Source organism: Pseudoxanthomonas sp. F11, assembly GCF_037046485.1.
In the GTDB taxonomy this organism is placed as follows: domain Bacteria; phylum Pseudomonadota; class Gammaproteobacteria; order Xanthomonadales; family Xanthomonadaceae; genus Pseudoxanthomonas_A.
Genome location: NZ_JBANLZ010000004.1, coordinates 340349 through 354220 on the forward strand (window position 1 = coordinate 340349; position 13872 = coordinate 354220).

Below are 13872 nucleotides of genomic sequence, written 5' to 3' on the forward strand. Positions count from 1 at the left end.
TGCGCTGCTGTCTACTTCTGGTGGTCGCCGTCCTGGCCGTAGGCGCGGCCGGCTGCGCGCGCACCGACGACACACGTACCACGGTACGTTTCTGGGTGATGGGTTACGAAGGCGAAGTGGTGGCGAAGATGCTGCCGGAGTTCGAGCGCCAGCACCCCGACATCCATGTCGACCTGCAGATCGTCCCGTGGTTGTCCGCGCACGAAAAGCTGCTGACGGCGTTCGCGGGCGATTCGCTGCCCGACGTATGCCCGATCGGCAACACCTGGATTCCGGAGTTCGCCGCACTCGGCGCGCTGGATCCGCTGGATGACCGGATCGCCGCGACGCCCGGCTTCGACCAGGCGGACTTCTTCCCGGGAGTCTGGGATACCGGGGTGATCGACGGGCGCGCGTACGCGGTGCCATGGTATGTCGAGACGCGCCTGCCGTTCTATCGCCGCGACATGCTGGCGAAGGCCGGCGTGAAGACGCTGCCTACCCGCTGGGACGAATGGCGCGTGGCGCTGCGCAAGGTCAAGCAGGTGGCGGGTGAGGGCAACTATTCCATCCTGCTGCCGCTCAATGAGTTCGAGCCGTTGTTGAGCCTGGCCATCCAGCAGCCCGAACCCTTGCTCCGCGACGGTGGCCGCTACGGCAACTTCCGCAGTGCGGGCTTCCGCCAGTCGCTCGGGTTCTACAAGGAGATGTTCGAGCAGGGCTGGGCCCCGGTGGTGACCAACAACCAGATCTCCAATGTGTGGGACGAATTCGGCAAGGGTTTCTACTCGTTCTACATCTCCGGGCCCTGGAACATCGCCAAGTTCAAGGAGCGCCTGCCGGCCGCCCAGCAGGACGACTGGATGACGATGCCCTTGCCGGGACCGAAGGGCCCGGGCGCGTCGCTCGCCAACGGGACCAGTTTCGTCGTATTCAAGGACTCGCCGAACAAGGAAGCGGCCTGGAAGCTCATCGCCTGGCTGTCGTCGCCGCAGGTGCAGGCGGAATTCCATGCGCTGACCGGGGACCTGCCGCCGCGCCGTTCGCCATGGCTGACGCCGGCTTTGGCGGAAGATCCTCATGCGAAGGCGTTCCGCGAGCAACTTGAGCGTGCCGTCTCCACGCCCAAGGTGCCGGAGTGGGAGCGCATCGCCACGGAGATGCGGCTGGTGGGCGAGCAGGTGGCCAACGGGCGCATGACGGTGGACCAGGCGGCCGAGGAACTGGACCGTCGCGCCGACCGCATCCTGGAGAAGCGCCGCTGGATGCTGGATCAGGCCGACAAGGCAGGGGCCGCGCCGTGAGGTCGAACCACGCGCTCGCAGGCTGGCTGTTCGCCGCGCCGGCGCTGACGGTCATTGTGGTGTTCTTCGGCCTTCCGGTGCTGGCGGCGTTCGCATTGAGCCTCACCGATTTCGACATCTACGCGCTGGCCGATATCGGCAACCTGCGCTTCGTGGGGCTGGACAACTACCTGGGCCTGCTGCAGAACCCGTTGTTCTGGAAATCGCTGGTCAACACGGTCTACTTCGTCGTCGTGGGCGTGCCGTTGTCGGTCGCGGTGTCGCTGGGCGCGGCGCTGCTGCTGCATTCCAGACTGGGGCGCTTCAAGGGCTTCTTCCGCACCGCGTTCTTCGCGCCGGTGGTCACCACCGTCGTGGCGGTGGCGGTGATCTGGCGCTACCTCTTCCACACCAAGTACGGTCTGGTGAACTGGGGACTGTCGTGGGTGGGCATCGATCCGGTGGATTGGCTGGGCGATCCGGCCTGGGCGATGCCGACCATCATCCTGTTCGCCGTGTGGAAGAACTTCGGCTACAACATGATCATCTTCCTGGCGGGCCTGCAGAGCATTCCCGAGGATCTCTACGAGGCCGCGCGCATCGATGGCGCATCGCGCTGGGCGCAGTTCCGCCACGTCACCCTGCCGCAGCTCGGCCCTGTACTTTTGCTGGTCGGCATCCTGACCATGGCCGGCTACTTCCAGCTGTTCGCTGAGCCCTACGTGATGACCCAGGGCGGCCCGCTGGAGAGCACCAAGAGCGTGCTGTACCTGATGTACGAAGAAGGCTTCAAGTGGTGGAACCTGGGCAACGCGTCGGCGGTGGCGTTCCTGCTCTTCATCCTGATGACGGCCGTCACCAGCGGACTGCTGTGGTTCGCCCGCAGGCGGGGCGTGGAATGAACCATCGTCTCACCGCCATCGTCGTCAACGGCCTGCTGGTTGCGCTCGCCGCGATCAGTCTTGGGCCGCTGCTGTGGATGCTGTCGGTGTCCTTCATGCAGACCGGCGAAGCAGGGCACTTCCCGCCGCCGCTGCTGCCTGCCGCACCCACGCTGGACAACTACCGCGACCTGTTCGTGCGCGCCGGCATGGGTCGCTACCTGGTCAACAGCTTCATCGTCTCTACCAGCGTGACGCTGCTCTCGCTGCTGTTCAACACCATGGCCGGCTACGCGTTCGCCAAGCTGCGCTTCAAGGGGCGAGATCGCACCTTCCGTGCGCTGCTGGCCGCGCTCGTCATTCCTGCGCAGGTGGCGATGATGCCGCTGTTCCTGCTGCTGAAGCAGATGGGACTGGTCAATACGTATGCCGGCGCCATCGTGCCGGGCATTGCGGCGATCTTCGGCATCTTCCTGGTGCGGCAGTACGCGCGCTCGATCCCGGACGAACTGCTGGAAGCCGCCCGCATCGACGGTGCCGGCGAGGCGCGCATCTTCTTCCAGATCGTGCTGCCGGGCCTGAAACCGATCCTGGTGACGCTGGCGATCTTCAGCTTCCTCGGTGCATGGAACGATTTCATGTGGCCGCTGATCGTGCTGAGCGACGATGCGCTGCAGACCCTTCCCGTGGCGCTGGCGGCGTTGTCGCGCGAACACGTGATGGACTACGAATTGATGATGGCCGGTTCGGTGGTCACCATCCTGCCCGTGCTGCTGCTGTTCCTCGTGCTGCAGCGCTACTACATCCAGGGCCTGTTGCTGGGCAGCGTGAAGGGCTGATCCCTGTCCGCTGCGGCCCGTTGCCGGAGACGAAAACATGCTGTCGACCCATGCCCGGCGGATGGCCGGGATGCTGCTGCTTCCGCTGGCCGGTGCCGTCTCGGCCGAGCCGGTACGCATGCTGGACGCGTTCGACGACGCGTCCCCCTGGCGCGTGGTGACCTCCAACCAGGTCAGCGGTGCCCTGCGCCAGGTCGATGGCATGGCGGGCAAGGCGATGTGCCTGGACTACGATTTCAACGGCGTGTCGGGCCATGCGGGCATCCAGCGAGATCTGCTGATCGAGTATCCGCAGAACTACCAGTTCGGCTTCCAGTTGCGCGGCGATTCGCCGCGCAACGACCTGCAGTTCAAGGTCATCGACGCCAGCGGCGACAACGTGTGGTGGGTCAACCGCCCCAAGTATGAGTATCCGACGGTGTGGACGCCCGTGCGCTACAAGCAGCGGCACATCGACAAGGCCTGGGGGCCCGACCCGGACCGCGTGTTGCGCAAGAGCGTCAAGCTCGAGTTCACGGTGTACAACAACGTCGGCGGCAAGGGCTCGGTCTGCTTCGACCAGCTGACGTTCCAGCCACTGCCGGTGGATGACGGTGCGCCGCTGACAGGCAAGGCGAGTGCGAACCTCGCATTTCCGGCCGGCGCCGCGGCGCTGGCCGTGGACGGCAAGCTCGATACCGCGTGGTCCGCGGACCTGCATGGCGACACCGATCCGCAGCTGACGCTGGACCTGGGCAGGCTGCGCGAGTTCGGCGGGCTGGTGCTGGATTGGAAGCGGGGCCAGCACGCGTCGGACTACCTGGTGCAGCTGTCCGATGAGGGTGTGCGCTGGCGCGACGTCCGCACCGTGGTGGGCGGCAATGGGGGACGCGACTATCTGGCGCTGCCGGAATCCGAAGCGCGTTACATCCGCCTGACGGTGGGCGATGGTCCGGGCGCGTCGTTCGCCCTGGCCGGGCTGGACGTGAAGCCGCTGTCGTTCGCCGCGCACCCCAACGACCTGATCAAGGCGATGGCGGCCGATGCGCCGAAAGGCGGGTTTGCGCGCGGGTTCAGCGGTGAGCAGCCGTACTGGACCATCGTCGGCCTCGATGGCGGACGCGAGCAGGGTCTGATCGGCGAAGACGGCGCCATCGAGATCGCCAAGGGCGGCATCAGCGTCGAGCCCTTCGTGCAGGTGGATGGGCGCTGGATCGGCTGGGCGGACGTGCAGGCCACGCAGTCGTTGCAGGACGGCTACCTGCCGATTCCCACCGTCGCCTGGACGCACCCGCAGTTCTCGCTGACCACCACGGCCTTCGCCGCGGGCACGCCGGGCGATTCGCGCATCGTCGCGCGGCATCGCCTGACCAACACGGGCGCCGCGTCGCGCGAGTACGCGCTCGCGCTGGCCGTCCAGCCATGGCAGGTCAATCCGCCCAGCCAGTTCCTCAATACCACCGGTGGCTTCAGCCCGATCAACGCGCTCGCGCTGGGCGACGGCGTGGTGACCGTGAACGGGCGCGCCAGCTTGCGATTCGCGTCACCGGATGCCGTCATGGCGTCGCGTTTCGATGAGGGCATGGTGCGCGAGCGCCTGGACGCCATGGAGACGCCGACCGCGAAGACCGCCTCGGTCGATGGCGATGCGACGGGCCTTGCCTCCGGTGCCGTGCTCTACCGCTTCACCCTGGCGCCGGGCGAGAGCCGGGATATCGACTGGGTCGCGCCGCTCGAGGGCGTATTGCCCGCGCGCATCGATGCGGCGCGGGACCAGCAGGCGATGGCGGGCGTCTGGCGCAGGAAGCTCGACGAAATGAAGCTGCAGGTTCCGGCCGAAGGCCAGCCGGTCGCCGATACGCTGCGCACTGCGCTGGCGCACATGCTGATCTCGCGCATCGGTCCGCGTCTGCAGCCGGGTACCCGCTCGTACTCGCGCAGCTGGATCCGGGACGGCGCGATGATCTCCGAGGGCCTGTTGCGCCTGGGTCGCCCGGAGGTGGTGAAGGAATACGTCGAGTGGTATGCGCCTTACCAGTTCGAGAACGGCAAGGTGCCCTGCTGCGTGGACGACCGCGGCAGCGATCCCGTGCCCGAGAACGACAGCCACGGCGAGCTGATCTTCAACATCGCCGAGTATTACCGTTATACCGGCGACAAGGCGTTCCTGCGCAGGATGTGGCCACACGTGCAGGGGGCGTTCGCCTACATGGAAGAACTCCGGCTGAGCGAACGCACCGAAGCCAACCGGGCCATCAACGCCGCGTTCTACGGCATGATGCCGGCCTCGATCAGCCATGAAGGCTATTCGGCCAAGCCGATGCATTCGTACTGGGACAACTTCTGGGCGTTGCGCGGGTACAAGGACGCGGTCGAGGTGGCGGAAGCCTTGGGCGAGGCGGCCCAAGCAAAGCGCATGGCAGCGTCGCGCGACCAGTTCCGCGATGACCTCTACACCTCACTGCGTGCGGCAACGCAGCTGCATGGGATCCGCTATCTGCCTGGTGCCGCCGAGCTCGGCGACTTCGACCCGACCTCGACCACCATCGCGCTGGCGCCCGGTGGCGAGCAGGGCACGCTGCCGGTCGACCTGCTGCATGGGACGTTCGAACGTTACTGGACCGAGTTCGTGCAGCGCCGCGACGGCCTGCGCGAGTGGAAGGACTACACGCCTTACGAATGGCGCAATGTCGCCGCGTTCGTCCGCCTGGGCTGGCGCGAACGCGCATGGGAGGTGCTGGACTTCTTCTTCAAGGATCGCGCGCCGCAAGCCTGGAACCAGTGGGCGGAAGTGGTGTCGCGCACGCCGCGCAAGCCGTTCTTCGTGGGCGACCTGCCGCACGCCTGGGTGGCGTCCGACTTCGTGCGTTCGGCGCTGGACATGTTCGCCTACACCCGCGAAACAGACGACAGCCTGGTGCTGGCGGCGGGCGTTCCCACGGGCTGGCTGGACGGGGAGGGCATCTCCATCGACGGACTGCGCACGCCCAACGGCGTGCTGGGGTATTCGCTGCGCAGGCATGCGGGTGAGGTCGTGCTGGAGGCGAAAGCCGGATTGGCACTGCCCGCTGGTGGCCTGGTGCTGCCGTGGCCGTACAAGGAGCCCCCGGGCGAGACGCGTGTCAATGGCAAGCCCGCGCAGTGGAAGGACGGCGAGCTGCGTATCACCACGCTGCCGGCGAAGGTCAGCATCCGTACGCGATGAGCGGAGCCGAACGGGGATAGAGTAGGCGCGGCTCCTGTCCGCGCCTGCTGCCATGAACGCCGATGACGCCCGCTTACCCCTCTGGCCGCTGCCGCTGCTGATCGGCCTGCTGTTCGTGGTCGCGGCGCATGCGGCCTACCTGCTGTCGATCCAGGCGGGCCACGTGCCGGCCTGCATGCCGTATGTGGAGGGCTGCGTCTCGATCAGTCGCGCGGCCCGCCATGGGCTGGGAAACCATCTGTTCCGGTTGCTGGTAATTCCCTGCGCGGTGCTGCATGCGCTGGTCTGGTGGCTGGCCCGCCACTGGCTGCGCGGAGGCCGGCTGATGCTGGTGCTGGGCGTGATGTCGGCGATTGCGCTGGCGGTCTACGCAACCTTCCTCGGTACCGAAGGCGAGGCTTACCGCTTCCTGCGCCGCTACGGCGTGATCGTGTACTTCGGCTTCGGCTATCTCGCGCAGCTGTCACTGATGCGTCGCGCCGCGCGGACAGGTGCGTTGCCGGCCGGCGTCATCGCGGCCCTGTCGTGGATTGCCGTCGCCATGCTGGGGCTGGGTCTGGCGAATGTCGTGACGGGGCTGGCCGTCCCCGATCCTGCGGCGAAGGACCGCTGGGAAAACGTCTTCGAATGGTGGCTCGGCCTGCTGATGGTCGGCTGGTATGCCGTGCTGGCGTCGGGGTGGTGGCGACAGGAGCTGGCAATGGAACTCAAGCGTCATGACCCACTGTAGGAGCGACGTGAGTCGCGACCGCACGGCATCGCATGTCGCAGCATGAGGGCGAGCGCCATGTTTCCGGCAGTGACGGCGTGACTGCGCACACGCATCACGACACTTCACTTCTGCGGTCGCGACTTACGTCGCTCCTACAGAGAGCACGTCAGCCGCGCACGCCCTTGACGATGGCGGCGGCCTTGGCGGAACTGGCGGTGACCTTCTCCCACTCGCCGTTGTCCAGCCAACCCTTGGGCACCATCCACGAACCGCCGATGCAGACGACGTTCGGCTGCGACAGGTAATCGGCCGCGGTGTCCTCGGTGATGCCGCCGGTGGGGCAGATCTTCAGGTCCGACAGTGGGCCCGCCAGGCCCTTCAGCATCGCCAGCCCGCCGACGGCGGTGGCGGGGAACAGCTTGCAGACGCGGAAGCCACGCGCCATCAGCGACAGCAGTTCGGTCGGCGTGGCGGCACCGGGTACCACCGGGATGTCGGCAGCGGCCAGCGCTTCGGCCATCGCCGGCGGCGTGCCGGGTGTCACCAGGAAATCGGCGCCCGCATCGATGGACTGCGTGATCTGGTCCTGGGTCAACACCGTGCCGGCGCCGATCACGATATCCGGCAGTTCCTTCTTCAGCATCGCCAGCGCTTCCATCGCCACCGGCGTGCGCAGCGTCAGTTCGATCGCCGGAAGGCCGCCCTTCAACAGCGCTTCGGATACCTTGCGCGCTTCATCCAGCGTGTGGACGGTGACGACCGGCAGGATGCCGGCGGCGCGGAGGAGGGATTCGGCTTTCTGCTGGCGGGCTTCGATGGTCATGGTGGAATGTTTGGCTGGAAGGAGGACCGTAGGAGCGCCCTCGGGCGCGATGCTCTTCTTGGCGCCATGCCCGAAAAGCATCGCGTCCGAGGGCGCTCCTACAGAGGTAACAGGATGCTACGCATCCTTGGTTTCATGGGGCGCATCGGCGGCGTGCGCGGTGTCGCCCAGCTCGTACTCCGCGTCGTATTCCCAGGTGCCGTCGTGGTAGGGCAGGCCGCACGAGATCGACATCGCGCCACGGTCGGCGGGGGTCACGACGTCGCGGCTGACGGCAAACAGGTTGCGTCCCAGGTCCAGCGCGGCCGGCGACGTGTTGGGCGCGATGTCCCGAGAGGCCCATTCCGTGGCATCCACCAGGGCTTCCAGCGTGCCCGCTTCTGCGTCCAGGCGGATGATGTCGCCTTCGCGCAGCCTGGCCAGCGGGCCACCGCGCGCCGCTTCCGGGGTCAGGTGGATGGCGGCGGGAATCTTGCCGGAAGCACCGGACAGGCGGCCGTCCGTCACCAGCGCCACGCGGCGGCCCTGGTTCTGCAGCAGGCCGAGCAGCGGGGCCAGCGAATGCAGTTCGGGCATGCCGTTCGCACGCGGGCCCTGGTAGCGGACGACGGCGACGAAATCCTGCGGCAGCGCGCCGGCGGCATGCAGTTTGTTGAGCGCGCGCGGATCGTCGACGACCACGGCGGGCGCCTCGATGTAGCGGTATTCCGGCTTCACCGCCGAGGTCTTGATCAGCGAGCGCCCCAGGTTGCCGCGCAGCAGGCGCAGGCCGCCCTGGGCTTCGAACGCACGCGACACCGGGCGCACCACGTCTTCGTCGGCGCTCTGCGCGACGCCTGGCGCGTAGGCGAGCTTGCCATCCTGCAGGCGCGGCTCGTCGCAGAACGCGCGCATGCCGCCGGGCACGATGGTGGGCAGGTCGTGCATCAGGCCGGCGTCGAGCAGTTCGCGGAAGACGAGCTGCGTACCGCCGGCCGCGGCGAACCGGTTCACATCGGCTTCGCCGTTCGGATAGACGCGCGCCAGCAGCGGCACGGTCTGTGCGATCAGGTCCATGTCGTCCCAGGTCAGGATCACGCCTGCCGAACGCGCGACCGCGATCCAGTGGATGGTGTGATTGGTGGAACCGCCCGTCGCCATCAGCGCCACCATCGCGTTGACGATGGCCCGCTCGTCGATCAGGCGGCCGATCGGCCGGTAGTCGTCGCCCAGCGCGGTGATGCGCAGGGCGCGTTCGGCCGCGGCGCGGGTCAGCACGTCGCGCAGGGGCTGGTCGGGGTTGACGAAGGACGTGCCCGGCAACTGCAGGCCCATCGCTTCCAGCAGCACCTGGTTGGAATTGGCGGTGCCGTAGAACGTGCAGGTGCCGGCAGCGTGGTAACTGGCGGCTTCGGCCTCCAGCAGCTCTTCGCGCGTGGCTTCGCCGGCGGCGTAGCGCTCGCGCACGGCGGCCTTTTCCTTGTTGGGGATGCCGGGCGTCATCGGGCCGGCCGGCACGAACACCGCCGGCAGGTGGCCGAAGGCCAGCGCGCCGATCAGCAGGCCGGGGACGATCTTGTCGCACACGCCCAGGTACAGCGCCGCGTCGAACATGTCGTGGCTCAGCGAGATCGCCGTGGCCTGCGCGATCACATCGCGCGAGAACAGCGACAGCTCCATGCCCGGACGTCCCTGGGTGACGCCGTCGCACATCGCCGGCACGCCGCCGGCGACCTGCGCGGTGGCGCCCATCTCGCGGGCGAGCGTGCGGATGATCTCGGGGTAATGCTCGAACGGCTGGTGCGCCGAGAGCATGTCGTTGTACGCGTTGATGATGCCGAGGTTGGGCGTGACGTCGGCGCGCAGCCGTCCCTTGTCGGTGGGACCGCAGGCGGCGAAGGCATGCGCCAGGTTGCCGCAGCTCAGGCGCGCGCGCTGCGGGCCTTCACGGTGGGCGGCATCGATGCCGTCGAGGTAGGCGCGGCGCAGCAGTGCGCTGCGCTGGCGGATGCGTTCGGTGACTTCCTGGATGCGGGGGTGCAGGCTCATGGGCGTAGGGCTAGGCTGCAGACGCGGACATTCTGCATGGCGTGGCGAAAGGTGGCCGTGAGGCGCGGCCTTCCGGCATCTCCAGCGCGTGGAGGGGAAGGGCGGGTGACGACGGCGACGGCATGATGCTTTCTACCGCCTTTGGCGCAGGCGCGAAAGCGACCAAAGGCAGACCAGTCCGCGCATCGGAGCACTGCATGTGTTGCGTTGCAGCGCGCATCTGCGCAAAACCTCAGGCGTGCGGGGGTGTCTTCGATCCGAACAGTTCGACCGCGTAGGCCGCCGCGCCGAGCAGGCCGGGACGTGGGTGCATGTTCGCCAGGGTCGGCACGCGCGCCATCGCGGGCGAGAAGCGGCCCTTGTGTTCGAAGCGCTGGCGGAAGCCGGAGTGCTGCAGCGACGACAGCAGGCGGGGCACCAGGCCACCGGTCAGGAATACCCCGTCCCACGCGCCGGTGGTCAGCACCAGATCGCCCGCGATGGCGCCGAACACGGCGCAGAACACGTCCAGCGTGCGCACGCAGCGCGGATCGCCGGCGGCGGCACGTGCGGTGACGTCCTTCGGCTCCAGCGGGCCGCCGGGATCCTCGCCTGCGATTTCGCTGAGCGCGCGATACAGGTTGACCAGGCCCGGACCGCAGATCAGGCGCTCGTTCGACACCCGGCCGAACTGCGCCGACAGGATTTCCAGGATGCGGATCTCTTCCGGCGTGCCTGGCGGAAAGCTGACATGGCCGCCCTCGGTTTCCAGCGGATAGGCGCGGCCGTCGCGGATCACCAATGCCGCCACGCCCAGACCCGTGCCGGGGCCGATCACGGCATAGGTGCGAGGTACGGACAACGGCGATGGCATCCACTGCGCGCCGCCGATGGCGACCACGTCGCGCGGCGTCAGCAACGATACGGCCATCGCCTGCGCGGCGAAATCGTTGACCAGCTTCAGGCCCTGGAAACCCAGTGCCTGCCGCGTGCGGTTCACCGAGATGACCCACGGATGGTTGGTGATGCGGGCCTCATCGCCATCGACGCGGCCGGCGACGGCGAACACCCCGTTCTGGGCGGTGGCGCCGGTTTCATCCAGGTAGTGCTGCGCGGCGTCGGCGAGCGACGGGAAATCGGCCACCACGAACTCGCGCACGCTGTCGTCGAGCAGCGGCACGGCGGAAGCGGGATCGGCCAGCGCGAAGCGCGCGTTGGTACCACCGATGTCGGCGAGGAGGACCCGATCGGCGCTGCTCATGCGGCCGAGATCCTGTCCGGTGCGGGAAGGCTTCCAAAGGGGGTCCGCTGCATTCGCCTGGTCGATCCTGTTGTGCGGGGGTGGAGCCGCGTTGCGTGGGCCGCGCATGATAGCGCGCACCCATGCCGGCGCCAGGCAGGTGTCCGCGCGGATGCGGCGTGCGTATACGTATGCACGACGGCGCAGATGGAAGTCGGAGCGGCGGGCGTGCGGCGCGGCGGACGGGACATGGGCGGCCTGGACGATAAGGTGGACGTGCGGGTGTCGGCGCGCGGCCGCTTGCCTTGTGAAAACGGTTACATGGCAGAATAGCGCAACTTCCCCGGCCGCGGAACGGGACGCCGACCGCTGCGAACAACTACGGGCACCGCCCGACCGGAGCAATGATGGCCAGTGTCCAGCTCGACCGCGTGCGCAAGGTGTACGACAACGGCCAGGTGGCCGTGCACGGGGCCAGCTTCGAGATCGCAGACGGCGAACTCATGGTGCTGGTGGGACCGTCCGGCTGCGGCAAATCGACGCTGTTGCGGATGATCGCCGGGCTGGAGGACATCACCGATGGCAACCTGCTGATCGGCGGGCGCCGCGTCAACGACGTGCAGCCGAAGGACCGCGACATCGCGATGGTGTTCCAGAGCTATGCGCTGTACCCGCACATGACCGTGGCCGAGAATCTCGCCTTCGGCCTGAAGCTGCGTGGCGTGGCGCGCGCGGAGATCGACCGGCGGGTCAACGCCGCAGCCGACACGCTCGGCATGACCCACATGCTGCGCAAGCTGCCGCGGGAGATGTCCGGCGGACAGCGCCAGCGCGTCGCGCTGGGGCGCGCGCTGGTGCGCGAGCCGTCGGTATTCCTGCTGGACGAGCCGCTGTCGAACCTGGATGCAAAACTGCGCCATTCCGTGCGCACCGAGATCGGTCGCCTGCATCGACAGCTCGGCGCGACCATGGTCTACGTGACGCACGACCAGGTGGAGGCCATGACGCTGGGCCAGCGGATCGTGGTGCTGAAGGACGGCGAGATCCAGCAGATCGACACGCCGATGGCGTTGTACGAGAAGCCGGCCAACCTGTTCGTCGCCGGGTTCCTCGGCAGCCCGGCGATGAACGTGCTGCAGGGCAGCCTGCGCGTGGCCGATGGCCTGCACCTGGTGCTCGACAATGGCGCGTCGTTGCCGCTCAGCCACGCGTCCGTCTCCGACGCGTGGCTGGGCCGGCGCGTGGCGGTGGGCGTGCGCCCCGAGCACCTGCTGCCGGCCGGCATCGGCAAGCCGGCATTCGAGGCCCAGGTCGAGCTGATCGAGCCGGTGGGCAACGAAGTCTTCGTCAATCTGGTCTACGCCGGACAGACGCTCGTCGCCCGCATGCCGCCGCAGCGCCTGCCGGAACCCGGCGAGACGCTGCGCGTCACCGTCGAAGGCGCGACCCTGCATTTATTCGACCCGGATACCGGCCTGCGCCTGCCGTAGAACCGCGCGCGGCGCACGCCGGCAGGGGCACCCCCTACTGCCGCCTTTGTAGGAGCGCCCTCGGGCGCGATGCTCTTCGGTCCGTTGTGCAAAAGCATCGCGGGCATGGCCCGCTCCTACAATTTATTCCTGCACAGGGCAGGCCGAGTCAGCCGCGGCTGACCGTGCGCACCGCTTCCGCCACGTACCCGAGGTTCTTCTGGTTCAACGCCGCCACGCAGATGCGGCCGGTACCCACCGCATAGATGCCGAATTCATCGCGCAGCCGGTCCACCTGCGCCTTGCTCAAGCCGGAGTAGGAGAACATGCCGGCCTGCTGCTGGATGAAGGCGAATTCCGGCGCGCCGAGGGCGGCCAGCTTCTCCACCAGTCCCGCGCGCAGCGCGTGGATGCGCGTGCGCATCGCACCCAGCTCGCTTTCCCACAGCGCGCGCAGCTCGCTGCTCGCCAGCACCCCCGCTACCAGCGCCGCGCCGTGCGTGGACGGGCTTGAGTAGATGGTGCGGATGATGCGCTTGACCTGCGACTGCACCGCCTGGGTCGCGTTGGCGTTGGGGCCGACCACCGACAGCGCGCCGACGCGCTCGCCGTACAGCGAGAACGACTTGGAGTACGAATTGGCCACGATGAAGCTGTCGATCCCGGCCTCGGCGACGATGCGTACGGCGGCGCCATCTTCCGCGATGCCCTTGTCGAAGCCCTGGTAGGCCATGTCGATGAAGGGGAACAGGCCACGGTCCTTCAGCAGCGCTGCGACCTGCGTCCACTGCTCCACGGTCAGGTCGGCGCCGGTGGGGTTGTGGCAGCACGCATGCAGCAGGACCACGGTACCGGGCTCCAGCCGGCCCAGGTCGGTCAGCATGCCGGCGAAATCCAGGCCATGCGTGGCGGCGTCGAAATAGGTGTAGTCGACGATGTCGAAGCCGGCCGCGCTGAATACGGCGCGATGGTTTTCCCAGCTGGGGTTGCTGATCGCCACCGTGGCGTGCGGCAGCAGCTTTTTTAGCAGATCCGCGCCCACGCGCAGGGCGCCGCTGCCGCCGATGGTCTGGGTGGTGGCGACGCGGCCGGCGGGGACCAGCGCCGAATCCTTGCCAAATACCAGCTCGCGGGTGGCGGCGTCATAGGCCGCCAGGCCGTCGATGGGCAGGTAGCCGCGTGGCTTGCCCTCGGCGGCCAAGGCCTCCTCGACGCGGCGCACGCAGTCGAGCAGGGGAATGCGGCCCTGCTCGTCGTAGTAGATGCCGACGCCCAGATTGACCTTCCGGGTGCGTGGATCGGCGTTGTAAGCCTCGGTCAGCCCCAGGATGGGGTCGCCGGGCACCAGTTCGACAGATGCAAAAAGAGACACGGAGTGGGGACCGTTGGTGAGTGAGGGGAGGGGTGAAGCGGCCTGAGATGCTAGCAGGCGCGGGCCTCTCCGTACGCCGGCGG

Annotated in this window: 10 protein-coding genes; 6 read left to right on the top strand and 4 right to left on the bottom strand. The window is 67.9% G+C overall.

Features of this window, described 5'->3' with window-relative positions; genetic code table 11:
* Positions 1–20 precede the first annotated feature (20 nt).
* The 5 genes from V8246_RS14440 (at position 21) to V8246_RS14460 (ending at position 6896) form a co-directional block, all read left to right on the top strand.
* The gene (locus V8246_RS14440) at positions 21–1283 is read left to right on the top strand and encodes a sugar ABC transporter substrate-binding protein (RefSeq protein WP_336189809.1); all 1263 of its coding nucleotides are present in this window, start codon (positions 21–23) and stop codon (positions 1281–1283) included.
* Positions 1280–2164 (top strand): sugar ABC transporter permease, encoded by an 885-nt coding sequence (locus V8246_RS14445; protein ID WP_336189810.1) that lies wholly within the window; start codon positions 1280–1282, stop codon positions 2162–2164. Before V8246_RS14440 ends, V8246_RS14445 begins: the two co-directional genes overlap by 4 nt.
* Positions 2161–2982 (top strand): carbohydrate ABC transporter permease, encoded by an 822-nt coding sequence (locus V8246_RS14450; RefSeq protein ID WP_336189811.1) that lies wholly within the window; start codon positions 2161–2163, stop codon positions 2980–2982. Before V8246_RS14445 ends, V8246_RS14450 begins: the two co-directional genes overlap by 4 nt.
* Positions 2983–3052: 70 nt before the next feature.
* On the top strand, positions 3053–6166 hold the full coding sequence (locus V8246_RS14455; protein ID WP_336189873.1) for a discoidin domain-containing protein: 3114 nt from the start codon (positions 3053–3055) through the stop codon (positions 6164–6166).
* A gap of 52 nt (positions 6167–6218) precedes the next feature.
* A complete protein-coding gene (locus V8246_RS14460; protein ID WP_336189812.1) occupies positions 6219–6896 on the top strand; it encodes a hypothetical protein in 678 nt (225 codons plus the stop codon).
* 148 nt (positions 6897–7044) lie between these two features.
* Here V8246_RS14460 and V8246_RS14465 read toward each other — a convergent pair whose 3' ends face one another.
* The 3 genes from V8246_RS14465 to glk form a co-directional block, all read right to left on the bottom strand.
* Positions 7045–7701 (bottom strand): bifunctional 4-hydroxy-2-oxoglutarate aldolase/2-dehydro-3-deoxy-phosphogluconate aldolase, encoded by a 657-nt coding sequence (locus V8246_RS14465; RefSeq protein ID WP_336189813.1) that lies wholly within the window; start codon positions 7699–7701, stop codon positions 7045–7047.
* Positions 7702–7818: 117 nt separating this feature from the next.
* Positions 7819–9729, bottom strand: a complete 1911-nt coding sequence (gene edd / locus V8246_RS14470; RefSeq protein WP_336189814.1) for a phosphogluconate dehydratase — start codon at positions 9727–9729, stop codon at positions 7819–7821.
* Between the two features lie 232 nt (positions 9730–9961).
* The gene (glk, locus tag V8246_RS14475) at positions 9962–10969 is read right to left on the bottom strand and encodes a glucokinase (protein ID WP_336189815.1); all 1008 of its coding nucleotides are present in this window, start codon (positions 10967–10969) and stop codon (positions 9962–9964) included.
* Positions 10970–11355: 386 nt separating this feature from the next.
* On the opposite strand from glk, the gene ugpC reads away from it, so the two are divergent.
* Positions 11356–12438, top strand: a complete 1083-nt coding sequence (ugpC, locus tag V8246_RS14480) for a sn-glycerol-3-phosphate ABC transporter ATP-binding protein UgpC (RefSeq protein WP_336189816.1) — start codon at positions 11356–11358, stop codon at positions 12436–12438.
* Positions 12439–12586: 148 nt separating this feature from the next.
* Here the strand turns inward: ugpC and V8246_RS14485 are convergent, their stop codons facing one another.
* Positions 12587–13789 carry an amino acid aminotransferase gene (locus tag V8246_RS14485; protein ID WP_336189817.1) on the bottom strand — a complete coding sequence of 401 codons (1203 nt, stop codon included), beginning with the start codon at positions 13787–13789 and terminating at the stop codon, positions 12587–12589.
* Positions 13790–13872: the final 83 nt, after the last annotated feature.

Bases quoted from the DNA above. Each gene is read 5' to 3' on its own strand.
- V8246_RS14450 (WP_336189811.1), top strand. From the start codon at position 2,161: ATGAACCATCGTCTCACCGCCATCGTCGTCAACGGCCTGCTGGTTGCG.
- V8246_RS14455 (WP_336189873.1), top strand. From the start codon at position 3,053: ATGCTGCTGCTTCCGCTGGCCGGTGCCGTCTCGGCCGAGCCGGTACGC.
- V8246_RS14460 (WP_336189812.1), top strand. From the start codon at position 6,219: ATGAACGCCGATGACGCCCGCTTACCCCTCTGGCCGCTGCCGCTGCTG.
- V8246_RS14465 (WP_336189813.1), bottom strand. From the start codon at position 7,701: ATGACCATCGAAGCCCGCCAGCAGAAAGCCGAATCCCTCCTCCGCGCC.
- edd (WP_336189814.1), bottom strand. From the start codon at position 9,729: ATGAGCCTGCACCCCCGCATCCAGGAAGTCACCGAACGCATCCGCCAG.
- glk (WP_336189815.1), bottom strand. From the start codon at position 10,969: ATGAGCAGCGCCGATCGGGTCCTCCTCGCCGACATCGGTGGTACCAAC.
- ugpC (WP_336189816.1), top strand. From the start codon at position 11,356: ATGGCCAGTGTCCAGCTCGACCGCGTGCGCAAGGTGTACGACAACGGC.